Annotated in this window: 21 protein-coding genes; 12 read left to right on the forward strand and 9 right to left on the reverse strand. The window is 72.0% G+C overall.

Annotated features, from left to right (window positions below):
- The first annotated feature begins 12 nt into the window (after positions 1-12).
- The 5 genes from ybeY (at position 13) to ACFVQG_RS14065 (ending at position 3,248) form a co-directional block, all read left to right on the forward strand.
- Positions 13-510: an rRNA maturation RNase YbeY gene (gene ybeY / locus ACFVQG_RS14045; RefSeq protein WP_383381135.1), complete on the forward strand. Its 498-nt coding sequence runs from the start codon at positions 13-15 to the stop codon at positions 508-510.
- Positions 507-1,814: a hemolysin family protein gene (locus tag ACFVQG_RS14050; RefSeq protein ID WP_383381138.1), complete on the forward strand. Its 1,308-nt coding sequence runs from the start codon at positions 507-509 to the stop codon at positions 1,812-1,814. The genes ybeY and ACFVQG_RS14050 overlap by 4 nt, the downstream gene beginning before the upstream one ends.
- Entirely contained in the window at positions 1,811-2,170 is a 360-nt protein-coding gene (locus ACFVQG_RS14055; protein WP_383381141.1) for an MmcQ/YjbR family DNA-binding protein, read from the forward strand. Before ACFVQG_RS14050 ends, ACFVQG_RS14055 begins: the two co-directional genes overlap by 4 nt.
- 20 nt (positions 2,171-2,190) lie before the next feature.
- Entirely contained in the window at positions 2,191-2,544 is a 354-nt protein-coding gene (locus ACFVQG_RS14060) for a cytidine deaminase (RefSeq protein WP_383381144.1), read from the forward strand.
- A 227-nt stretch (positions 2,545-2,771) separates the two neighbouring features.
- Positions 2,772-3,248 (forward strand): hypothetical protein, encoded by a 477-nt coding sequence (locus ACFVQG_RS14065; protein WP_383381147.1) that lies wholly within the window; start codon positions 2,772-2,774, stop codon positions 3,246-3,248.
- Positions 3,249-3,285: 37 nt separating this feature from the next.
- Here ACFVQG_RS14065 and ACFVQG_RS14070 read toward each other — a convergent pair whose 3' ends face one another.
- A complete protein-coding gene (locus ACFVQG_RS14070) occupies positions 3,286-3,624 on the reverse strand; it encodes a P-II family nitrogen regulator (protein ID WP_383381151.1) in 339 nt (112 codons plus the stop codon).
- 3 nt (positions 3,625-3,627) lie between these two features.
- Complete coding sequence (locus ACFVQG_RS14075; RefSeq protein ID WP_383381154.1) at positions 3,628-4,938, reverse strand: ammonium transporter; 1,311 nt, start codon at positions 4,936-4,938, stop codon at positions 3,628-3,630.
- 175 nt (positions 4,939-5,113) lie between these two features.
- On the opposite strand from ACFVQG_RS14075, the gene era reads away from it, so the two are divergent.
- Entirely contained in the window at positions 5,114-6,067 is a 954-nt protein-coding gene (gene era / locus ACFVQG_RS14080) for a GTPase Era (RefSeq protein WP_383381158.1), read from the forward strand.
- A 9-nt stretch (positions 6,068-6,076) separates the two neighbouring features.
- Here the strand turns inward: era and ACFVQG_RS14085 are convergent, their stop codons facing one another.
- The 3 genes from ACFVQG_RS14085 to ACFVQG_RS14095 are packed head-to-tail and all read right to left on the reverse strand — an operon-like array spanning position 6,077 to position 8,805.
- A complete protein-coding gene (locus ACFVQG_RS14085) occupies positions 6,077-7,393 on the reverse strand; it encodes a GH1 family beta-glucosidase (protein ID WP_383381161.1) in 1,317 nt (438 codons plus the stop codon).
- Between the two features lie 50 nt (positions 7,394-7,443).
- Positions 7,444-7,710, reverse strand: coding sequence for a protealysin inhibitor emfourin (locus tag ACFVQG_RS14090; RefSeq protein ID WP_383381164.1), 267 nt, complete (start codon positions 7,708-7,710; stop codon positions 7,444-7,446).
- Positions 7,711-7,731: 21 nt separating this feature from the next.
- On the reverse strand, positions 7,732-8,805 hold the full coding sequence (locus ACFVQG_RS14095) for a M4 family metallopeptidase (protein WP_383381166.1): 1,074 nt from the start codon (positions 8,803-8,805) through the stop codon (positions 7,732-7,734).
- Positions 8,806-9,154: 349 nt separating this feature from the next.
- Between ACFVQG_RS14095 and leuA the strand changes: the two genes are divergently transcribed.
- From leuA to ACFVQG_RS14125, 6 genes are all read left to right on the forward strand, one after another.
- Positions 9,155-10,876 (forward strand): 2-isopropylmalate synthase, encoded by a 1,722-nt coding sequence (gene leuA / locus ACFVQG_RS14100; RefSeq protein ID WP_383381168.1) that lies wholly within the window; start codon positions 9,155-9,157, stop codon positions 10,874-10,876.
- Between the two features lie 190 nt (positions 10,877-11,066).
- Complete coding sequence (locus ACFVQG_RS14105) at positions 11,067-11,762, forward strand: TerB family tellurite resistance protein (protein WP_383381171.1); 696 nt, start codon at positions 11,067-11,069, stop codon at positions 11,760-11,762.
- Positions 11,763-11,909: 147 nt separating this feature from the next.
- Positions 11,910-14,000 (forward strand): MMPL family transporter, encoded by a 2,091-nt coding sequence (locus ACFVQG_RS14110; protein WP_383381174.1) that lies wholly within the window; start codon positions 11,910-11,912, stop codon positions 13,998-14,000.
- A 49-nt stretch (positions 14,001-14,049) separates the two neighbouring features.
- Positions 14,050-15,252 (forward strand): sensor histidine kinase, encoded by a 1,203-nt coding sequence (locus tag ACFVQG_RS14115; protein WP_383381177.1) that lies wholly within the window; start codon positions 14,050-14,052, stop codon positions 15,250-15,252.
- On the forward strand, positions 15,249-15,908 hold the full coding sequence (locus ACFVQG_RS14120) for a response regulator (RefSeq protein ID WP_383381180.1): 660 nt from the start codon (positions 15,249-15,251) through the stop codon (positions 15,906-15,908). Before ACFVQG_RS14115 ends, ACFVQG_RS14120 begins: the two co-directional genes overlap by 4 nt.
- Positions 15,909-15,941: 33 nt before the next feature.
- Entirely contained in the window at positions 15,942-17,141 is a 1,200-nt protein-coding gene (locus ACFVQG_RS14125) for an exo-alpha-sialidase (RefSeq protein WP_383381183.1), read from the forward strand.
- Here the strand turns inward: ACFVQG_RS14125 and ACFVQG_RS14130 are convergent.
- Genes ACFVQG_RS14130 through ACFVQG_RS14145 form a run of 4 tightly spaced genes read right to left on the reverse strand, consistent with a single transcriptional unit; the run spans position 17,138 to position 22,075 of the window.
- Positions 17,138-18,073, reverse strand: coding sequence for a dihydrodipicolinate synthase family protein (locus ACFVQG_RS14130; RefSeq protein WP_383381186.1), 936 nt, complete (start codon positions 18,071-18,073; stop codon positions 17,138-17,140). The genes ACFVQG_RS14125 and ACFVQG_RS14130 overlap by 4 nt on opposite strands.
- Positions 18,070-19,122: an oligopeptide/dipeptide ABC transporter ATP-binding protein gene (locus tag ACFVQG_RS14135; RefSeq protein WP_383381188.1), complete on the reverse strand. Its 1,053-nt coding sequence runs from the start codon at positions 19,120-19,122 to the stop codon at positions 18,070-18,072. The genes ACFVQG_RS14130 and ACFVQG_RS14135 overlap by 4 nt, the downstream gene beginning before the upstream one ends.
- Complete coding sequence (locus ACFVQG_RS14140; protein ID WP_383381191.1) at positions 19,119-21,119, reverse strand: dipeptide/oligopeptide/nickel ABC transporter permease/ATP-binding protein; 2,001 nt, start codon at positions 21,117-21,119, stop codon at positions 19,119-19,121. Before ACFVQG_RS14140 ends, ACFVQG_RS14135 begins: the two co-directional genes overlap by 4 nt.
- A complete protein-coding gene (locus tag ACFVQG_RS14145; protein ID WP_383381194.1) occupies positions 21,116-22,075 on the reverse strand; it encodes an ABC transporter permease in 960 nt (319 codons plus the stop codon). Before ACFVQG_RS14145 ends, ACFVQG_RS14140 begins: the two co-directional genes overlap by 4 nt.
- Between the last annotated feature and the right edge of the window lie 20 nt (positions 22,076-22,095).

Here is a 22,095-nt window from a genome sequence, read left to right on the forward strand (position 1 = left end):
AAGCACAGCACCATGTCGATCGACGTCAACAACGAATCCGGAACCGAGGTCGACGAGCAGGCGATCCTCGACATCGCCCGCTACGCACTCGCGCGGATGCGCATCCACCCGCTCTCCGAACTCTCGGTGATCGTCGTGGACGCCGACGCCATGGAGCAGCTGCACATCCAGTGGATGGACCTGCCCGGGCCCACCGATGTCATGTCCTTCCCGATGGACGAGCTGCGGCCCCCGTCCAAGGACGACGACGAGCCCCCGCAGGGCCTGCTCGGCGACATCGTGCTGTGCCCGGAGGTCGCCGCCAAACAGGGCGCCGAGGCGCCCACGCAGCACACCATGGACGAGGAGCTGCAGCTCCTCGCCGTCCACGGTGTGCTGCACCTGCTGGGCTACGACCATGAGGAACCGGACGAGAAGGCCGAGATGTTCGGCCTCCAGGCGGCCATCGTGGACGGCTGGCGCACGGAGCGGGGCCTGACCGGCCCGTCCCCCGCGCCGACCGTGTCATGACCGCGCAACTGGTCCTCGGCGCGATCGCCCTGGTGGTCGTCGCCTGGCTCGCCGCCTGTGCCGAGGCGGGTCTCGCGCGGGTCTCCAGCTTCCGCGCCGAGGAGGCGGTGCGCTCCGGGCGGCGCGGCAGCGCGAAACTCGCCAAGGTCGCCGCCGACCCCACCCGCTACCTCAACGTGGCGCTGCTGGTCCGCGTCGCCTTCGAGATGGCCGCCGCCGCCCTCATCACCTACGCCAGCCTGCGCGAGTTCGACGGCACCGCCGAGGCGCTGCTGATCGCCATCGCCATCATGGTGCTGGTGTCGTACGTCGCCGTCGGGGTCTCCCCGCGCACCATCGGCCGCCAGCACCCCCTGAACACCGCGACCGCGGCGGCGTACGTCCTGGTGCCGCTGGCCCGGATCATGGGCCCGATCCCGTCGCTGCTGATCCTCATCGGCAACGCCCTCACCCCCGGCAAGGGCTTCCGCCGCGGCCCGTTCGCCTCCGAGGCGGAGCTGCGCGCGATGGTCGACCTGGCCGAGAAGGAGTCCCTCATCGAGGACGAGGAGCGCCGCATGGTGCACTCCGTCTTCGAGCTGGGCGACACCCTCGTGCGCGAGGTGATGGTCCCGCGCACCGACCTGGTCGTGATCGAGCGCTACAAGACCATCCGCCAGGCCCTCACGCTCGCCCTGCGCTCGGGCTTCTCCCGCATCCCGGTCACCGGCGAGAGCGAGGACGACATCGTCGGCGTCGTCTACCTCAAGGACCTCGTCCGCAGGACGCACATCAGCCGGGACGCGGAGAGCGAGCTGGTGTCGACGGCGATGCGCCCGGCGTTCTTCGTGCCCGACACCAAGAACGCGGGCGCCCTGCTGCGCGAGATGCAGAAGGAGCGCAACCATGTCGCCGTCGTCATCGACGAGTACGGCGGCACGGCCGGGATCGTGACCATCGAGGACATCCTCGAGGAGATCGTCGGCGAGATCACCGACGAGTACGACCGTGAACTGCCCCCGGTGGAGTTCCTCGGCGAGGGCCGCTTCCGCGTCACCGCCCGCCTCGACATCGGCGACCTCGGCGAGCTGTACGGCCTGGAGGCCTTCGACGACGAGGACGTGGAGACGGTGGGCGGCCTGATGGCGAAGGCGCTGGGCCGGGTACCCATCGCCGGGGCGTCGTCCGTCGTCGAACTGCCCGACGGCCGCGAACTGCGCCTGACGGCGGAGGCCGCCGCGGGCCGCCGGAACAAGATCGTGACGGTCCTGGCGGAGCCGGTGGACCCGGCGCGGCCGGACGCCGGGGAGGAGTCGCCGGAATGACCCCCAAGGAACTGCGCGCGTTCTGCCTGTCCTTCAACGCCACCGTGGAGGACTTCCCGTTCAACCCCGACACCTCGGTGTTCAAGGTGTGCGGCAAGCTGTTCGCCCTCACGGACCTGGGCGCCAGCCCGCTGACGGTCAACCTCAAGTGCGACCCGGAGGACGCGATCCGGCTGCGTGCCGAGCACGAGGGCCTGATCGTCCCCGGGTACCACATGAACAAGCGCCACTGGAACACGGTCACGGCCGACGGCACCCTCCCCGACCGCCTCCTGCGCGAACTGATCGAGGACTCCTACGACCTGGTGGTGGCCGGTCTGCCGCGAGCGGACCGCCTGCGCCTGGACCGTCCCTGACGCTTACGTATGCTCGGATCATGACCGACAGCAGCGCGCTCGACCCCGAGGACCGCAAGATCGTCACCCTGGCCCGCTCCGCGCGGGCCCGCAACGGCGTGCCGGAGGGCGCCGCCGTACGCGACGAGACGGGGCGTACGTATGTCGCCGGGACCGTCGCCCTGGACTCGCTGAAGCTCAGCGCCCTGCAGACGGCGGTGGCGATGGCGGTGGCGTCCGGTGCCCGCTCCCTGGAGGCGGCGGCGGTGGTGACGGAGGCCGAGGCGGCTTCGACGGCCGACCTGGCGGCCGTCCGGGACCTGGGCGGACCCGGGACACCGGTACTGGTGGCGGGGCCGGACGGGCTGGTACGGGAGACCGTCGCCGCGGGCTGAGGGATCTGGGCGAACCGCGTGGACGCCGCGAGCCCCGCCAGCCGAGCACGGCGACAGGGCCCCCACCGCCCCGCAGTAGTCCGGTTTTCATCCTTGCCCTCGCCCGCCCCTCGCGCATGAATGGGAACCGACGGTTCCGAAGTGAGCCGTCGGACCGGCTCGCGCGCAGTGTGACCGCACCCACCTGCCGAGCGATTCCCCCCACAAGGTGAAGGGAGCCCTCATCCATGATGGGCAAGCGCTTACGGACAGGTGCGGTAGTGACGGTGGGGGCCCTGGCGGCCTGCGGGTTCGCCCTCGCGCCCACCGCCGCCGCGGTCACCCCGGAGACGGCGTCGATCACCGCCGACTGCGGGGTCTTCGGCGGCGGCGACGCCACGCTCACCGCCACCCAGAACGGCACCGCCGCCACCATGACCCTGACGGCGTCCGCGATCACCGCCCCGCTCGCGCTCGGCGAGGACTCGATCACGTCCACGCTCACCCTGGTCGGCGGCACCGGCGGCACCACCGCCTTCACCGGCACCGAGAACCCGGCGATGGCCGCCGGGGACCCGGTCACCGTCGGCCCGCTCTCCGGCACCGTCGCCTCCGCAGACAGCCTGGAGGCCTTCGGCGGTCAGCTGCGGATGACGGTCTTCGGGATCGCGGTCACCTGCACGGCGACCGGACCACAGGCACCGGGCCCGTTCGTCTTCGACTGACCCGCACGACCGCGCGAGGGGCGCGGGCCGGACCCCGCTACAGCGCGTCCGGCCCGCGCTCACCCGTCCGCACCCGTACGACGGTCTCCACGGGCAGCGCCCACACCTTCCCGTCACCGATCTTGCCGGTCTGCGCGGCCTTCACGATCGTGTCGATCACGGTGTCGCACTCCGCGTCCTCGACGACGACCTCGATCCGCACCTTCGGCACCAGGTCGACCTGGTACTCGGCGCCGCGGTACACCTCGGTGTGGCCGCGCTGCCGCCCGTAGCCGCTGGCCTCGGTCACGGTCAGGCCCTGGACGCCGATCTCCTGGAGCGCCTTCTTGACCTCGTCGAGGCGGTACGGCTTCACGATCGCGGTGATGAGTTTCATGCCTTAAGCCTTGACCTTCTGGGCGGGGGAGACGACGGGGGACGAGGTGACCGGGGCGCCGTGGCCCAGGACTCCGTGATCGTAGGCCGTCTCGGCGTGCACCGTAAGGTCCAGGCCGGTGTGCTCCTGCTCCTCACTCGCACGGAAGCCCAGCACCCGGTCGATCAGCCTGGCGATGCCGTACGTCACGGCGAAGGCGTACACCGCCACGGCCACCACCGCCACCAACTGCCTGCCGAGCTGCCCGAGGCCACCGCCGTGGAGCAGGCCCTCGGGGCCGCCGGTCATGGAGTCGACGGCGAAGACCCCGATCAGCAGGGTGCCGAGGACACCGCCGACCAGATGGACCCCGACGACATCGAGGGAGTCGTCGTAGCCGAACCTGAACTTCCAGCTCACGGCGTACGAGCACACCACGCCCGCCGCCAGGCCGATGACCAGCGCGCCGAGCAGGGAGACCGAGCCGCAGGACGGGGTGATGGCGACCAGGCCCGCGACCACACCGGAGGCGGCGCCGAGGGTGGTCGGGTGGCCGTCGCGCAGTTGCTCCACGAACAGCCAGCCCAGCAGACCCGTGCACCCGGCGGCGAAGGTGTTGAGGAAGGCCGCCGCCGCCAGCCCGCCCGCGCCCAGCGCGGAGCCCGCGTTGAAGCCGAACCAGCCGAACCAGAGCAGACCCGCGCCGAGCATCACCATCGGCAGGTTGTGCGGGCGCATCGCGTCCTTCCTGAAGCCCAGCCGCGGCCCGAGCACCAGCGCCAGCGCCAGACCGGACGCGCCGGACGTGATCTCGACGGGCAGACCGCCCGCGAAGTCCAGGGCGCCGAGGTGCTCCAGGATCCAGCCGCCGGGACCCCAGGTCCAGTGCGCGACCGGAACGTATACCAGCAGCGCCCACACCGGCACGAAGACCATCCACGCCCCGAACTTCGCCCGGTCCGCGACCGCCCCGCTGATCAGCGCGGCGGTGATGATCGCGAAGGTGAGCTGGAAGGTGGCGAAGAGGAGGGTGGGGACCGTGCCCTGCACGCTGTCCGGGCCCAGTCCCGCCATGCCGAGGTGCTCCAGGCCGCCGATCAGGCCCGCGCCCGTCGCGTCCTCGTCGAACACCAGCGAGTATCCGACGGCCAGCCACACCACGGTGACCAGCGCGATCGACACGAAACTCATCATCAGCATGTTGAGGACGCTTTTCGTGCGGACCATGCCGCCGTAGAACAGGGCCAGGCCCGGGGTCATCAGCAGGACGAGGGCGGTGGCGGCGAGCAGCCAGGCGGTGTCGCCGGTGTCGAGAGGGGACGCGGCCAGGGTCACGAGGGGTCTCCCACGGGGTCGGGGTCCGTCAGAGACTCACCGGCGTCGGTTTCCGCTCGCGTACGGGTGTGTTTCCGCCACGTTTCATTGCGGACGGGTTTCCGGAACCTCACCGTCGGTGAGCCCGGCCACACGCGGTACGGCGGGGCTCCGACGATCAGGGAGAATGGGCGCCATGAGCGTTCGTACCCCGTCACCCGAGCAGCCCGCCGAGACCGTCCACCGGGCTGGCTTCGCCTGCTTCGTGGGCCGCCCCAACGCGGGCAAGTCCACCCTCACGAACGCCCTGGTCGGCCAGAAGGTGGCGATCACCGCCAACCAGCCGCAGACCACGCGGCACACGGTCCGCGGCATCGTGCACCGGCCCGACGCCCAGCTGATCCTGGTGGACACCCCGGGCCTGCACAAACCGCGCACCCTCCTCGGTGAGCGCCTCAACGACGTCGTGCGCACCACCTGGGCCGAGGTCGACGTGATCGGCTTCTGCCTGCCCGCCAACGAGAAGATCGGCCCCGGCGACCGCTTCATCGCCAAGGAGCTGGCGGCGATCCGCAAGACCCCCAAGATCGCGATCGTCACCAAGACCGACCTGGTCGACAGCAAGACCCTCGCCGAGCAGCTCATCGCCATCGACCAGCTCGGCAAGGAGCTGGGCTTCGAGTGGGCGGAGATCGTGCCGGTGTCGGCGGTCGGCGACCAGCAGGTGGGCCTGCTCGCCGACCTGCTGGTGCCGCTGCTGCCGGAAGGGCCCGCGCTGTACCCGGAAGGGGACCTCACCGACGAGCCCGAGCAGGTCATGATCGCGGAACTGATCCGCGAGGCCGCGCTGGAGGGCGTCCGCGACGAACTGCCCCACTCCATCGCCGTCGTCGTGGAGGAGATGCTCCCGCGCGAGGACCGTCCCGCGGACCGGCCCCTCCTCGACATCCACGCCAACCTCTACATCGAGCGCACCAGCCAGAAGGGCATCGTCATCGGCCCCAAGGGCAAGCGCCTGAAGGAGGTCGGCATCAAGTCCCGCCGCCAGATCGAGGCCCTCCTCGGCACGCCCGTCTTCCTCGACCTGCACGTCAAGGTCGCCAAGGACTGGCAGCGCGACCCGAAGCAGCTGCGCAAGCTGGGCTTCTGAGCCGGACGCTCACAGCCGCTGCTCCCGCAGCAGCTCCCGGAACCAGCCGTACGACGCTTTCGGAGTGCGCTCCAGCGTCGTGAAGTCGACGTGCACCAGGCCGAAGCGCTGGCTGTATCCCTCCGCCCACTCGAAGTTGTCGAGCAGCGACCAGACGAAGTAGCCGCGTACGTCGACGCCCGCCGTCATGGCACGGTGCAGGGCGCGGAGGTGGGCGTCGTGGAAGGTGATCCGGGACTGGTCGTCGAGCCCCCGGTACGAGCAGCCGTTCTCGGTGACCACGACCGGGGGCAGCCGGTCGCCGTAGCGGCCGTGGAAGGTCGTGAGGAGTTCGGTGAGCGCCTCCGGGACCACCGGCCACCCGAAGTCCGTCGTCGGGTACCCCTCGATCTCGCGTACGGAGAAGGGGAGTTCCGCGGGCATCCGCACCCCGCCGAAGTCGATCTCCGTGCCCCGCGGGGCGCCCACCTTCGTCGGCGCGTAGTAGTTGACGCCGTACCAGTCGACCGGCTCCGCGATGATCTCCAGGTCCGCGCCCACGTCGCCCGGCATCAGCTCGCCCAGCCCGGACGGATAGGAGCCGAGCAGCACCGGCTCGGCGAACAGGCGGTTCAGCAGGACGTCGTAGAAGTCCGCCGCCTCCTCGTCCGCCGCGTCCCGCGACGCGGGCCACACCGGGCCGTGCGAGTTGGCGATGCCCACGTCCGTCGCGCCCGCCGCGCGCAGGGCGCGTACCGCCAGGCCGTGGGCCAGGAGCTGGTGGTGGGCCACCGGCAGGGCGTCGAAGAGGAGTTGACGCCCGGGGGCGTGGATGCCCAGGGCGTGGCCCAGCAGGGTGTGTTCGGCGGGCTCGTTCAGGGTGATCCACTTCGGTACGCGGTCGCCCAGCCGGTCCGCCACCCGCCCCACGTACTCCGCGAAGCGGTACGCCGTGTCCCGGTCCAGCCAGTCCAGGCCCTCGGGCAGGTCCCAGTGGAAGAGGGTGGGCACGGGGCGGACGCCCGCCGCGCACAGGTCGTCCAGCAGCGCGTCGTAGAAGTCCAGTCCCCGCGGCGAGTTCACCCTCGGCCAGGAGATCGAGAAGCGGTACGCGTCCACCCCGAGGCCGGTCAGGAGTGCCACGTCCTCACCACGCCGGTGGTAGTGGTCGCAGGCCACGTCCGCCGTGGAGCCGTCCCGCACCCGGCCGGGCTCGGCCGTGAAGGTGTCCCAGACCGAGGGCTCGCGCAGGTCCGCCGCGCCCTCGATCTGGTGGGCCGAGGTGGAGACCCCCCAGAGGAAGCCGGAGGGGAAGCGGGGTACCGGGGGGTGCGGTGGGGTGGCCATGGCCACGGATCATCGGCCCGTCACACCAACACCGCAACCCCCGGGCCCGGTTACGCCCCTTCCTTCAGCACCCGGCTGATCAGCTGTCGCTGCTCGTCCGTCAGCCTCGGGTCCGCGCAGTAGACCGTCCGGCCGTCCACCGTGATCTGGTAGCCGAAGCCGTCCGGAACCCCGATGGGCGGCGTACCCCGGCCGGACGCGAGCGCCCGCTCGGCCAGGGTCTGCCACTCCTCGGCGTCGGGCCGTCCCGAGGTGTCCACCTCGGCATGGCGCTCGATGCCCGCGAATCCTCCCGTGCGCCGTACCTGAATACGCATGGGACCGTGTCTAGTACGGATTCACAGCGTGCGCACCCCGACCTGCTCCCAGGCCTTCGTCACCGCGTCCAGCTCCGCCCCGGCGCCGTAGCGGGCCCGCGCGGCCCGGACGGTGAGCGTGGCGAAGTCCGTGAACAGGGCGTCCTCCTTCAGCTCGCCGCCGGTCAGCACGTCGTACCAGACCTGCCCCGCCTTCTCCCAGGCGTTGCCGCCGAGCGCGGTGGCCGCGAGGTAGAAGGCGTGGTTCGGGATGCCGGAGTTGATGTGGACGCCGCCGTTGTCGCGGCCGGTGCGGACGTAGTCGTCCATCGTCGCGGGCTGCGGGTCCTTGCCGAGGACGTCGTCGTCGTACGCCGTGCCCGGGGCCTTCATCGAGCGCAGGGCCTCGCCGGTGACGCGCGGCGCGAGCAGGCCCGCGCCGATCAGCCAGTCGGCCTCCTCGGCGGTCTGGCCGAGCGTGTACTGCTTGATGAGCGCGCCGAAGACATCGGAGACCGACTCGTTGAGCGCGCCCGGCTGGCCGAAGTACGTCAGGTTCGCCGTGTACTGCGTGACGCCGTGCGCCAGCTCGTGGCCGATGACGTCGATGGCGATCGTGAAGTCGAGGAAGATCTCCCCGTCGCCGTCGCCGAACACCATCTGCTCGCCGTTCCAGAAGGCGTTGTTGTAGTCCTCGTCGTAGTGGACGGTGGCGTCGAGCGGCAGGCCCGAGCCGTCGATCGAGTCGCGGCCGTACGCCTTCGTCAGCAGCTCGAAGGTGGCGCCCAGGCCCGCGTACGCCCGGTTCACCGTGGCGTCCTTGCCGGGCGCGTCGCCCTCGCCGCGGACCTTCTTGCCGGGCAGGCCGGTCCTGCGCTGGGCGTCGTAGATCGTCCGGTGCGGTGTTCCGGCTTCCGCCCGCCCCTCGGGGGCGGGCACCGCGGGGGCGCCCAGCACCGTGGTCAGGCGGCGCTGGGTGCGCTCGTAGGCGTCGCGCTGCAGCGTGCGGCGGGCGGGTCCGGCGAGCGCGGGGTCCTCGGCCTGGGCGAGCTTGTCGAGGACGTGGGGCGGGATGATCGTGCAGAAGACGGGCCTGCGGCCCCCGTTTGGCGTCATGTGCGGCACGATGGCACCGGGCGCTGCCGCTGTCACTAAGCGCAACCATGATTGGTGAAATATCGGGGTGTGGGCGTCCAGGGTGGTCGCTCTGTGTTATTGCGTGCGAGGTGGGTGTGGTTGCCCGCACAGCTCCCCGCGCCCCTTGGTGGTCAGCCCGGTCCCGCATACTGGAACGGAACCCCGCGTCCGTGGACGGCTCGGCTAGCATGCTGCGCATCATGCGTTTCGGGCTGCTTCTCCTTAGCTGCCGCGGCGAGGGCCTGTAGTCGAGGCCGACCCCCTCCCCGCGGAGCTTGGCGTTGCGTCGTCGGCCGTCCTTCCGGACATCCTGAGGAGCCCCGCAGAAATGGCCAATCGCCAGCAGCCCAGTTCCATGCCGGTCCACAAGTACGGCAGCTACGAGCAGGTCGACATCCCCGACCGCACCTGGCCGCAATCGCGCGTCACCGCCGCCCCCCGCTGGCTCTCCACCGACCTGCGCGACGGCAACCAGGCCCTGATCGACCCGATGTCCCCGGTACGCAAGCGGGCCATGTTCGATCTGCTGGTCAAGATGGGCTACAAGGAGATCGAGGTCGGCTTCCCGGCCTCCGGTCAGACCGACTTCGACTTCGTACGGTCGATCATCGAGGAGCCCGGGGCCATCCCCGAGGACGTGACGATCTCCGTGCTGACGCAGGCCCGTGAGGACCTGATCGAGCGGACCGTGGAGTCGCTGCGCGGCGCCCACCGGGCCACCGTGCACCTGTACAACGCCACCGCGCCGGTCTTCCGCCGGGTGGTCTTCCGCGGCTCGAAGGACGACATCAAGCAGATCGCCGTGGACGGCACGCGGCTGGTGATGGAGTACGCCGAGAAGCTGCTGGGCGACGAGACGCGGTTCGGGTACCAGTACTCGCCCGAGATCTTCACCGACACCGAGCTGGACTTCGCGCTGGAGGTCTGCGAGGGCGTGATGGACGTCTGGCAGCCCGGTCCGGACCGCGAGATCATCCTGAACCTGCCCGCCACCGTGGAGCGCTCCACCCCCTCCACGCACGCCGACCGCTTCGAGTGGATGGGCCGCAACCTGTCCCGGCGCGAGTTCGTCTGCCTGTCCGTGCACCCGCACAACGACCGGGGTACGGCGGTGGCCGCGGCCGAGCTGGCGCTGATGGCCGGGGCCGACCGCGTCGAGGGCTGTCTGTTCGGGCAGGGCGAGCGCACCGGCAACGTCGACCTGGTCACCCTGGGCATGAACCTGTTCTCGCAGGGCGTGGACCCGCAGATCGACTTCTCCGACATCGACGAGATCCGCCGTACGTGGGAGTACTGCAACCAGATGGAGGTCCACCCGCGCCACCCGTACGTGGGCGACCTGGTCTACACGTCCTTCTCCGGCTCCCACCAGGACGCCATCAAGAAGGGCTTCGACGCGATGGAGGCCGACGCGAAGGCCAAGGGCGTCACCGTCGACGACATCGAGTGGGCCGTGCCGTACCTGCCGATCGACCCCAAGGACGTCGGGCGGTCCTACGAGGCGGTCATCCGGGTCAACTCGCAGTCCGGCAAGGGCGGTATCGCCTACGTCCTGAAGAACGACCACAAGCTGGACCTGCCGCGCCGGATGCAGATCGAGTTCTCCAAGATCATCCAGGCCAAGACGGACGCCGAGGGCGGCGAGGTGACGCCGAAGGACATCTGGGCGACCTTCCAGGACGAGTACCTGCCCAACCCGGGCAACCCCTGGGGCCGTATCCAGCTGAAGAACGGCCAGTCCACCACCGACAAGGACGGTGTGGACACCCTCACCGTCGAGGCCGAGGTGGACGGCGACGAGATCACCCTGGTCGGCACCGGCAACGGTCCGATCTCCGCGTTCTTCCACGCCCTGCAGGGCATCGGCGTCGACGCCCGCCTGCTGGACTACCAGGAGCACACGATGAGCGAGGGGGCATCCGCGCAGGCCGCCTCGTACATCGAATGCGCGATCGACGACAAGGTCCTGTGGGGTATCGGTATCGATGCGAACACGACACGTGCCTCGCTGAAGGCGGTCGTCTCCGCGGTCAACCGGGCAGCCCGCTGACCCCCGCCTGACCTGGCGCTTTCGGGTCCCGTCCGCCGGAAACCGGTGGGCGGGACCCCGTCGTATACCGGCCATGGGACCGTCCAGGTCACGGAGAGGTCTCCTCCGGGGTAATGACTGGGCGTCTCGGATGTGGCTAACATCACGCCAGCGTGGCGATGTTGCCGCGGGGTTACGGAGGTGCTGCGACGTGCTGCCTGAACGGGGACTCAACGGCCGTGCGTTCCGTTTCGCGCGCATCCTGGGCACCCGCACCGCGTGGACGCCCGTCGGCGACGGACAGTTCTTCTGCCCCGGCTGCGGGGGCGACCGCAACTACCAGCGGCTGACCGGACACCGCCGCTTCACCCTGCTCGGCGTGCCCGTGCTGCCGCGCGGCGAGGCCGGACCGGTCGTGGAGTGCGCCGCCTGCGGACACCACTTCGGCACCGACGTCCTCGACCACCCCACCACCATCCGCTTCTCCGCGATGCTCCGCGACGCCGTGCACACCGTCGCCCTCGCGGTGCTCGCCGCGGGCAGCACCCGCACCCATACGTCACTCGCCGCCGCCGCGGGCGCGGTGCGGGCCGCCGGGTTCCAGGACTGCACCGAGGAACAGCTCAACGCGCTGGTCGAGGCGCTGGCCGCGGACACCGGGCGGATCTTCGGGGAGCCCTGCGGGCCCGGTCTGGCCATAGAGCTGCACGAGGCCCTCGACCCGCTCGCCCCGCACCTCGCCCCCGCCGGACGGGAGTCGATCCTCCTGCAGGGCGCCCGCATCGCCCTCGCCGACGGCCCCTACACCCCCGCCGAGCGGGAGGTGCTGGCCACGGTCGGCGCCGCCCTCACCCTCACGGCCGCGGACGTGGAGCGGCTGCTGACGGCGGCCGGTACACCCTCGTAGCAACGCCTTCGTACTCCCCGGGGAGTAGTACGCCCCTCCCGCCACCCCTCGCCGTACCCCCGAAGTCGCCCTCTCGCCCGACGATTCCGGCCCCGCCCGCCGGGAGTCTGGACACGAACCAGACGCCGAACGGAGGGAGCCCATCCCATGGGGGGAACCAGAACAGCGAGCGCCCGGCGACGACGAGCGGTGCCCTGGGTGCTGCTCGCGATGTGGGTCGGCATCCTCGCGATCGCGTCGCCGTTCGCCGCGAAACTCGGTGACGTGCAGCGTGACCGGGTCGTCGACTATCTGCCCGCGAACGCCGACTCCACCCAGGTCGCCGAGATCCAGGACCGGCTGCCGGGCGGCGAGACCACCGAGCTGGTCCTCGTCTACCACCGCGACGGCGGACTCACGGCCGCCGACCGGGAGACCGCCGAGGACCAGGTCACCCGGATCGCCGGGGAGCACAAGCTCACCAGCACCCCGCAGGGCGTCCCGTCCGCGGACCGCGCCACGCTCATGTACCCGGTGTCCAGCAACGAACCGGGCGCCGACGAGGAGAAGCGGGACGCCTTCGTGGCGGACATCCGCGACATCGCCCGCACCGACGGCGGCCTGAACGTCCAGGTCGGCGGGGTGAGCGCGCTGAGCACCGACGCTTCCAAGGTCTACGACTCGCTCGGCGGACCGCTGCTCTACACGACCGTCGCGGTCGTCGCCGTACTGCTGATCATCATCTACCGCAGCCCGCTGCTGTGGCTGGTGCCGCTCGTCGTCGCGGGCATCGCCGACTTCCTCTCGATGGGCGTCGCCTACGGCCTCCACCAGGCCTTCGACACCCAGGTCTCCGGGGCGAGCGCCGGGATCATGACCATCCTCGTGTTCGGCGCGGGCACCGACTACGCCCTGCTGATCGTCTCCCGCTACCGCGAGGAACTCCGCCGCATCGAGCACCCGTACGACGCCATGCGGGCCGCGCTGCGCGGCTGCGGGCCCGCCGTGCTCGCCTCCTCCGGCACGGTCGCCGCCGGACTGCTGTGCCTGCTCGCCGCCGACCTCAACTCCAACCGGGGCATGGGCCCGATGGGCACCGTCGGGGTGCTGTGCGCGCTGGCGGCCATGCTGACCCTGCTGCCCGCCCTCCTCGTCGTCCTCGGCCGCCGCGTCTTCTGGCCCCTCGTACCCGCCTACGGCAGCACCCCCAAGGCCCGCCGCTCGCTGTTCGCGGCGATGGGCAGCTCCGCGGGACGCCGCCCGCTCACCGTGCTCGCCGGGGGCGCGGTCGTGCTCGGCGCGCTCGCGCTGGGCACCCTGAACCTGCCCGGCACCCTCAAGCAGGAGGACTCCTTCGTCGACCGGCCCGAGTCGGTCGCCGCCATGGAGACCCTCGTACGGGCGTTCCCCGAGCGCTCCAGCCAGCCCATCACCGTGCTCGCCCCCGCGGACCGCACGGGCGACGCCCTCACCGCGATCCGCGCCACCCCCGGTGTCGCGACCACCCAGGAGGGCCGCAGCGGGGACGGCTGGACCGAGGTGTCCGTCACCGCGACCGCGCCCCCGCAGTCCGCGGCCGAGACCCGCACCATCGAGGAACTGCGTGACCGCCTCGACGCCAGCGGCTCCCTCGTCGGCGGCGCCAGCGCCCAGCAGATCGACCTGAAGGAGACCAACGCCCGCGACACCGCCGTGGTCGTACCGATCGTGCTCGTCTCCGTCCTGCTGATCCTGATCGCGCTGCTGCGCTCCCTGGTGGCACCGCTGATCCTGGTCACCGCCGTGGTCGCGGTGTGGGGCGCGGCCCTCGGCATCGGCGGACTCGTCTTCGGGCCGCTGTTCGGCTTCGAGGGCACCGACCCCGGCACCGGACTGCTGTCCTTCGTGTTCCTGGTCGCCCTCGGCGTGGACTACGGCATCTTCCTGCTGCACCGCATGCGGGAGGAGTCCCTGCGCGGCGCCGAACCCGTCCCGGCCGCGCTCACCGCGCTGCGCACCACCGGCGGTGTCATCGCCTCCGCCGGGCTCGTGCTCGCGGCGACCTTCGCGGTGCTGCTCAACATGGGGCTGGTGCAGCTCGTCGAACTCGGCTTCGTCATCTCCGTCGGCGTGCTGCTGGACACCTTCCTGGTCCGCACCTACCTGGTGACCAGCGCCAGCGTGGCCCTCGGACGGCGCGTGTGGTGGCCGGGACGGCTGTCCAAGGCGCCGGAAGGCAGGCCGCTCCCGCCCAAGGAACGGCAGCCCGAACCGGTCTGACCCCCGCCGGGCGCCCCTCCCTGCCGGAGGGGCGCCCTCGTCCCGGAAGATGAACCCCGTGCTGCCAACCACCAGGAACCCGGCGAAGCGCGCCGGCACCGGAACGGGGCGCGCCGACCTCACCCACGACGCGTGGCTGGCCGCCGCGCTGGCCGTCGCCAGCTCCCTGCTGGCGGTGTTCGTCGCCGACGCCCGCACCCCGGGCCCGCTGGGCTGGGCCCTGCTGCTCACCGCCCATGTGCCGCTGGTGTGGCGCAGGCGCCGACCGGTCCTGGTGCTGCTGGTGGTCGTGGCGCTGGTGGCGCCGTACCACGCCCTCGACTACAACCACAGCGCCCCCATCGGGGCGACCATGGTGGCGCTCTACACCGCCGCCGTGACCGGGACCGTACGCCGTACGGTGACCGTCGGCCTGCTGGTGCTCGGCGGGACGCTCACCAGCAACGCCATCACCAACCCCGACGGGCTCATGGAGAACGTGCGGATCCTCGGCTGGGCGGTCTCCGTACTGATCCTCGGCGGGTACGTCCGCGTCCACCGCCAGTACATCGCCTCCATCGTCGAACGCGCCGAGCGCGCGGAGCGCACCCGCGAGGAGGAGGCCCGCCGCCGGGTCGCCGAGGAGCGCCTGCGGATCGCCCGCGACCTGCACGACCTGCTCGCCCACAGCATCACCCTGATCGGCGTGCAGACCTCCGTCGCCGCGCACGTCCTGGCCGCCGACCCCGAGCGCCTGGACCGCGCCGCCGTCGCCAAGGCCCTCGACGACATCGCCGAGACCTGCCGCACCGCGCGCGGCGAACTGCGCACCACCCTGGAGGTGCTGCGCGAGCACAACACCGCCGACATCCGCGGGCCGCTGCCCGGCCTGCACGGCCTCACCGACCTCGCGGACACCGCGCGCACGGCGGGCGCCAAGGTCGAGCTGTCCGTGCGGGCCGACGACGTGCCGCCCGCGGTGGGCGCCGCCGCCTACCGGATCGTGCAGGAGGCACTGACGAACGCGGTCCGGCACGGCGGTCGCGACGACCTCACCGTCCGGGTGCGGGTCCACGACGAGAAGGGCGCCCTGCGCGTGACGGTGACGGACGACGGCACGGGCCAGGACAGCGCCACGCCCGGCTTCGGGCTGGTCGGCATGCGGGAACGGGCCCGCAGCGTCGGCGGTGTGCTGGACGCGGGCCCGGGCGTCGAGGAGGGGTTCGAGGTGAGGGCCGTACTGCCGCTCGCCGGACACGAGGGGGAGAGATGATCCGCGTACTGCTCGCCGACGACCAGACGCTGGTGCGGGCCGCGTTCACCATGCTCATCGAGTCGGCCCGGGACATGGAGGTCGTCGGGCAGGCCGGGACCGGCCGGGAGGCGGTGCGGCTGGCCCGCAGCGAGCGGGCCGACCTGGTGGTGATGGACCTGCGCATGCCCGACCTGGACGGCATCGAGGCCACCCGGCTGATCGCCGCCGACGAGGACCTCGCGGGGGTGCGGGTGCTGGTCCTGACGACGTACGACACGGACGACAACATCGTCGAGGCGCTGCGCGCCGGAGCCTCCGGGTTCCTGGTGAAGGACACCCGTCCGGCCGAACTCCTCGACGCGATCCGCACGGTCGCCGCCGGGGAGGCACTGCTGTCACCGGGGCCCACGGCACGGCTGATCGAGCGGTTTCTGCGCAGCCCTTCGATACCCGTCGCGGGCGGTCCCGACTGCCTCTCCGAGCGGGAGCGCGGGGTGCTCACCCTGGTCGCGCGAGGCCTGAACAACACCGAGATAGCGGAGTCCCTGGGCCTCAGCCCGCTCACCGCGAAGACCCACGTCAGCCGTATCATGGGCAAGCTGGGGGCGCGGGACCGGGCGCAACTGGTGATCGTGGCGTACGAGTCGGGGCTGGTCACTCCGGGGAGCATGTGATCAACACCGTCCGACGATCCGTCAGGGACAGGGATGACACTGCTGAGCCGCACCCTCCTCACCACCGCCGTACTCCTCACCCCGCTCGCGACCCACGCCCCCGCCCACGCCGCCGCCCCCGGCTGCGCCTCCTCGGTGCCGTTCACCTCCGGGCAGGGCGGCTACGACACCTACCGCATCCCCGCCGCCGTCACGACCCGGCAGGGCACCGTCCTCGCCTTCGCCGAGGGCCGCCGGGACGGCGCCGGGGACACCGGTGACATCGACGTCGTCGTACGCCGCTCCACCGACGGCGGCTGCACCTGGGACCCGCTGTCCGTGGTCGCCGCCGGGAACGGCGACACCCGCGGCAACCCCGCGCCCGTCGTCGACCCGCGCACCGGCGCCGTGGTCCTGGTCACCTGCTACAACAGCGGCGAGGTCACCGAGTCGCAGATCATGCGCGGCGAGACCACACCCGCCGAGAGCCGCCGGGTGTTCGTGCAGCGCTCCACCGACGACGGCCGCGCCTTCACCGCGCCGAAGGAGATCACCGCCACCGTCAAACCGGCCCGCTGGCGCTGGTACGCCACCGGCCCGGGCCACGCCGTCGCCCTCACCCGCGGCCCGCACGCGGGACGCCTCGTCGTCCCCGCCAACCACTCCGCCGCCCCGCCCGCCGGGTCCTCCGACACCGGTCAGGAGTTCAAGTACTACGGCGCCCACGCCCTCTACAGCGACGACGGCGGCACCACCTGGCAGCTCGGCTTCGTCGACGACTCCTACGACGGCCTGCGCAACGCCAACGAGTCCACCGTCGCCGAACTCCCCGACGGCAGGCTCTACTTCTCCGCCCGCGACCAGCACGGCACCGAACCCGGCAACCGCCTCGACACCCACTCCAGCGACGGCTCCCAGACCCTCGACCGGCCCTACGCCCCCCAGTCCACCCTGGACGCCGTGCCGGTGGTCCAGGCGAGCGCCCTGCAGCTGAGCATGCCGGGGGCCCCGCTGCTGTTCTCCGCGCCCTCGGTGCCCACCGCACGCCGGTCGATGGCGGTGTGGCGCAGCACCGACGGCGGCACCACCTTCCAGCGGGCGCTGGTCCTGTCCGACCTGAAGGCCGCCTACTCCGACCTGGTGGAGGTCGACCCGGTGACGCTGGGGGTGCTGTACGAGACGGGGGAGTCGGGGTCGTACGAGACGATCCAGTTCCGCAGGCTGCCGCTGAGCGGCCTGGTGGCGGAGGACTAGAGCAGCCCGGCCGCCGCCAGGTACTTGCCGATCTGTTCCGTCTCGGCCGCCGTGAGCGGTACCTGCGGTTCGGCCGTCGCCGGGCAGGCGAGGACGCCCCGCAGGTGCAGGGCCGCCTTGAAGGCGCCCAGCGACGCCGAACTCCCGCCCATCCGGGTCCGGTCGCCGACGCCGACCATGCCGAGCAGGGCACACAGCCGCTCCTGCTCGGCGCGGGCCAGGTCCAGGTCGCCCGCGCGGTGCAGCCGGTACAGGCGGACGTAGCCGTGCGGGTCGACGTTGGCGAGGCCGGGCACCGCCCCGTCGGCGCCCATCGCCAGCGCCGCGTCGACCAGGGCCTCGGAGCCGGTCAGCACCGAGAACCCACTGAGCGCCGGGTGAGTGCGCGCACCGGTCACCACCCGGCGGAAGCCCGGCAGGTCCCCGCTGGAGTCCTTCACCCCCGCCAGCACCCCCTCGGCGGCCAGCTCCAGCACCAGCTCGGCCGTCAGCTTCGAGTGCACGGCGGCCGGGATGTCGTAGGCGATGACCGGTACGGGACTGCTCCGGGCGACCAGCCGGAAGTGCCGGGCGACCTCGGCGGGGTGGGTGCGGGTGTAGAACGGCGCCGTGACGACCACGGCGTCCGCGCCCGCCGCCGTGACCCGGGCGACCTGCTCCAGCACCCGCGGCGTGGTCAGGTCGATCGCCCCGGCCAGCACGGGCAGCCGCCCGCCCACGTGCCGCACGGCCTCCGTCACCACCAGCTCGCGCTGCCGGTCCGTCAGATAGGCCGTCTCCGACGTCGAACCGAGCACGAACAGCCCGTGCACCCCGCCGCCCACCAGATGGTCGACGAGCGTGCGCAGCGAGTCCACGTCCACCTCACGGTCCGGCGTCAGGGGCGTGCAGACGGGCGGGACGACACCGGTGAGGGGGGCGGGGAAGGTCATGCGGGCTCCGTCCGGGGTGCCGCCTGGGCGACCAGCTCGCGGGTCGGCTGGTCCTCCGGCACCGGATGGTGGCAACGGTAGCGGTGGCCCGGCGTCGACGCCTCGGCGAACGGCGGCATCGACTCGGCGCACACCTCGGTCGCCCGCCAGCACCGGGTGCGGAACGGGCACCCGCTCGGCGGCCGGACCGCCGACGGCACCGGACCGGTGAGCGGGATCGGGTCGACCGGGTCGAGCAGGCCGGGCGTGGCCGAGAACAGGGCGCGGGTGTACGGGTGACAGGCCCGGTCGCCGACCCGGTCGGCCGGGGCCTCCTCCACGATCCGGCCCAGGTACATGGTGATCACGCGGTCACTCATCCGCCGTACCGTCTGGATGTCGTGCGACACGAACACCAGCGCCAGCCCCAGCCGCTCCTTCAGGTCGAGCAGCAGGTTCAGGATCTGCGCCCGCACGGACACGTCCAGCGCGCTGGTCGGCTCGTCCGCCACCACCAGGTCCGGGTCGAGGGCGAGCGCGCGGGCGATGGCCACCCGCTGCCGCTGCCCTCCGGACAGCTGACCGGGCAGCCCGTCGGCGAGCGCGCGCGGCAGCCCGACCAGCGCCATCAGCTCCCGCACCCGCTCCTCGCGCTGCTCCCTGCCGCCGCGCCGGTGCACATCGAGCGGGTCGCGCAGGATCTGCCGTACCGTCAGCCGCCGGTTCAGCGCGGTCGACGGGTCCTGGAACACCATCCCGGTGCCCGCCCCGACCGCTCGCCGCCGCTCGGCGGGCGCCATCGCCCACAGGTCCCGCCCCCGGTACGACACCGACCCGTACGTCGGCCGCTCCACCCCCACCAGCACCTTCGCCAGCGTCGACTTCCCGCACCCGGACTCCCCGACGACCCCGACGGTCTCGCCGGGCGTCAGGGTGAGATCGGCGCCGGTCAGCGCGTACACCCGGTCCCGGCCGAACACACCGCCGCTGCGGGCCCGGTGGACGACGTGCGCGTCCGTCAGCTCCATCAGCGGGGACATGGAGTGCAGCGTCCGCACCAGATCCGTCATGTCACGACCTCGCTCTCCGCCTCGCCCGCACCGGCGGCGGTCAGATCGACGGCCGGGTGATGACAGGCCGCCGTATGGGTGGGGTTGCCCAGCAGGTCCGGTGGGGTGGTCAGACAGCGGTCGGTCGAGCGGGGGCAGCGGTCCGTGAAGCGGCAGCCCGCCGGGAAGTTCGCGGGGGAGGGCACGACACCCTTGATCTGCGTCATGCGTTCGGCCGCGCCCTCCAGGGACAGCACACTGCCGAGCAGCCCGCGCGTGTAGTGGTGGGCCGGGGCCGCCACCACGTCCGCCGTCACGCCCGTCTCCACGATCTGCCCGCCGTACATCACCACCACCCGGTCGGTGACGTCGGACACCAGCGCCAGATCATGGCTGACGAGGACCAGCGCGAACCCCAGCTCCTCGCGCAGCCGCAGCAGCAGCGCCATGATCTGCGCCTGCACGGTCACGTCGAGCGCGGTGGTCGGCTCGTCGGCGACGATCAGCTTCGGGTCACGGGACAGGGCCAGCGCGATCAGCACCCGCTGCCGCTGCCCGCCGGAGAGTTCGTGCGGATAGCTGCGCAGGGTGCGCTCGGGATCGAGGCCGACCAGGGTGAGGAGTTCCTCGGGGGTACGGCGGCCACCGCGCCGTACGACCTGCTTGAGCTGCGCGCGGATGGTCATCGCCGGGTTCAGGGACGACAGCGCGTCCTGGTACACCATCGCCATCTCGTGCCCGAGGAGCCCGCGCCGCACCCGCGCAGGCTCGGTCAGCAGGTCCCGCTCCCGGAACCGGACCCGGCCGCGCACCCGGGCGCCCTTGGGCTGGAGTCCCATCACGGTCAGCGCGGTCAGCGACTTGCCGCACCCCGACTCCCCGACCAGCCCGAGCACCTCACCGGGCCGCACCTCGAAGCTGATGCCGTCGACGATGTCGACGCCCCGGTGCCGGTGCTCGAACCCGATCGCGAGATCCTCCACGGCCAGCACCGGCGCCCCCGACGGCAGCGGCCGGGCCCGCGCGCGCAGCCGCCGCGCCGCCGCTCCGAGCCCCGGCAGCGGTACGACCTTCCCGCTCCCGGGCTCCGGCTTCTCCAGCCGGTCCTCGTCCCCGTCCGGGTCCCCGGCCGTCACGTCCCGCGCTGCCGGAGCCGCCCAGGCGTCCGAGACGCCCTCGGACAGGACGTTCAGCGACAGCACGGTCAGCAGCATCAGCAGGCCCGGGAAGACGGTCGCCCACCAGCCCCCGGTGAGCACCATGTTCTTGCCGTCCGCGATGACGCTGCCCCACGACGGGTCCGGGGGCCGCACCCCCGCCCCGATGAACGACAGCGACGCCTCGAACACGATCGCCTCCGCCACCTGCACCGTGCAGAACACCAGCACCGGCGCCGCGCAGTTGACGGCGACGTGCCGGACGACGATGTGCGGGGTGCGGGCGCCGATGACGCGTTCGGCGGTGACGTAGTCCTCGCCGTACTGGTCGAGGATGTTGGCCCGCACCACCCGCGCCACGGGTGGCGTGAACAGGAACGCGATCGCGCAGATCAGCACGGTGATGCCGCCGCCGAACACGGCCACGAGGACCGCCGCCAGCGCGATGCCCGGAAACGCCATCACGACATCCAGACAGCGCATCAGCGTCTCGTCGACCGCCTTCCGCGAGGTCGCGGCGACCGCCCCGATCAGCGCCCCCGCGACCAGCGCCAGCGAGGTCGCCCCGAGCCCGATCGCCAGCGACCACCTGGCGCCGTACATCAGCCTGCTGAGGATGTCCCGGCCGAGGCTGTCCTGCCCCATCCAGTGCGCGGGGGACGGATGCCCGGTGCCGTCGACGGGCGGTTGCTGCTCCAGCGGGTCGTACGGCGCGAGCAGCGGCGCGAGGGCGGCGACCAGCACCACCACGCCCAGGAAGCAGACGGCGACCTTCGACAGCAGCGGCAGTCGGCGCCAGCCGCGCGGCCGGACGCCGGGCCGGGCGAGCGCCTCCGTGAGCCGCTTGCGGCTGAACGTCACGCCGCCTCCCTCAGTCGGGGGTTGACCAGCAGGTACAGGATGTCGATGACGAGGTTCACGACGACGAAGCCGACGGCGGTGGTCAGCACCACGCCCTGCACCACGGCGGGGTCCCCGTTCTTCACGGCGTCGATCATCAGCTTGCCCATGCCGGGCAGCGAGAAGATCGTCTCGATGACGACCGCACCGCCCAGCAGATAGCCGACCCGCAGCCCCAGCACGGTCAGCGGGTTGATGAGGGCGTTGCGCAGCACGTTGCGCCCGACCACGACATGCGGCGGCAGCCCACTGCCGATCGCGGTGCGCACGTAGTCCTTGTCCAGCTCCTCCACCACCGACGTCCGCACGATCCGGGTGAGCTGCGCCGCCACCGGCAGCGACAGCGCCAGCGCGGGCAGCGTCATCGTCCACAGCCAGCCGGTGACGGAGTCGGCGGGGTTGATGTAGCCGCCGGTCGGGAACCAGCCCAGGTCGACGGCCAGGTACTGGATCATCAGCAGCGCCAGCCAGAACCCGGGCGCCGCGACGCCGGTCAGCGACACCACCCGGACGACCTGGTCCGGCAGCCGGTCCCGGTAGATCGCCGCCGTCACCCCGAGCAGCAGCGCCAGCACGACCGCGATGCCGAGCCCGAGGAAGGTCAGCTGGAGGGTGAGCGGCAGCGCGGTGAGGATCTGGTCGACGACCGGGGCCCGGGTCAGGGCGCTGATGCCGAGGTCGCCGTGGATCAGATCGCCCACGAAATGGACGTACCGCACGGGGAACGGATCGAGCAGCCCGTGCTCCTCGCGGAAGTCGTGCAGTTGCTGGGGTGTCGGGTTGGCGCCCTGGAAGAACGCGGACGCCGGGTCGGCGTCGGAGAACCGCATCACCACGAACACGAACAGCACGATGCCGAGCATCAGCGGCACGAGCAGGGCGATACGGCGCAGCAGGATCCTGGCGACGGCGGCCACGGCGGTGCTTGCTCCCTTCC

Source organism: Streptomyces sp. NPDC057877 (genome assembly GCF_042796855.1).
In the GTDB taxonomy this organism is placed as follows: domain Bacteria; phylum Actinomycetota; class Actinomycetes; order Streptomycetales; family Streptomycetaceae; genus Streptomyces.

Bases quoted from the DNA above. Each gene is read 5' to 3' on its own strand.
- ACFVQG_RS14090 (WP_383381164.1), bottom strand. From the start codon at position 7,710: ATGCGTATTCAGGTACGGCGCACGGGAGGATTCGCGGGCATCGAGCGC.
- ACFVQG_RS14135 (WP_383381188.1), bottom strand. From the start codon at position 19,122: ATGACGGATCTGGTGCGGACGCTGCACTCCATGTCCCCGCTGATGGAG.
- leuA (WP_383381168.1), top strand. From the start codon at position 9,155: ATGGCCAATCGCCAGCAGCCCAGTTCCATGCCGGTCCACAAGTACGGC.
- ACFVQG_RS14085 (WP_383381161.1), bottom strand. From the start codon at position 7,393: ATGGCCACCCCACCGCACCCCCCGGTACCCCGCTTCCCCTCCGGCTTC.
- ACFVQG_RS14050 (WP_383381138.1), top strand. From the start codon at position 507: ATGACCGCGCAACTGGTCCTCGGCGCGATCGCCCTGGTGGTCGTCGCC.
- ACFVQG_RS14055 (WP_383381141.1), top strand. From the start codon at position 1,811: ATGACCCCCAAGGAACTGCGCGCGTTCTGCCTGTCCTTCAACGCCACC.
- ACFVQG_RS14120 (WP_383381180.1), top strand. From the start codon at position 15,249: ATGATCCGCGTACTGCTCGCCGACGACCAGACGCTGGTGCGGGCCGCG.
- ACFVQG_RS14060 (WP_383381144.1), top strand. From the start codon at position 2,191: ATGACCGACAGCAGCGCGCTCGACCCCGAGGACCGCAAGATCGTCACC.
- ACFVQG_RS14065 (WP_383381147.1), top strand. From the start codon at position 2,772: ATGATGGGCAAGCGCTTACGGACAGGTGCGGTAGTGACGGTGGGGGCC.
- ACFVQG_RS14070 (WP_383381151.1), bottom strand. From the start codon at position 3,624: ATGAAACTCATCACCGCGATCGTGAAGCCGTACCGCCTCGACGAGGTC.
- ACFVQG_RS14130 (WP_383381186.1), bottom strand. From the start codon at position 18,073: ATGACCTTCCCCGCCCCCCTCACCGGTGTCGTCCCGCCCGTCTGCACG.
- era (WP_383381158.1), top strand. From the start codon at position 5,114: ATGAGCGTTCGTACCCCGTCACCCGAGCAGCCCGCCGAGACCGTCCAC.
- ACFVQG_RS14115 (WP_383381177.1), top strand. From the start codon at position 14,050: ATGAACCCCGTGCTGCCAACCACCAGGAACCCGGCGAAGCGCGCCGGC.
- ACFVQG_RS14095 (WP_383381166.1), bottom strand. From the start codon at position 8,805: ATGACGCCAAACGGGGGCCGCAGGCCCGTCTTCTGCACGATCATCCCG.
- ybeY (WP_383381135.1), top strand. From the start codon at position 13: ATGTCGATCGACGTCAACAACGAATCCGGAACCGAGGTCGACGAGCAG.
- ACFVQG_RS14110 (WP_383381174.1), top strand. From the start codon at position 11,910: ATGGGGGGAACCAGAACAGCGAGCGCCCGGCGACGACGAGCGGTGCCC.
- ACFVQG_RS14125 (WP_383381183.1), top strand. From the start codon at position 15,942: ATGACACTGCTGAGCCGCACCCTCCTCACCACCGCCGTACTCCTCACC.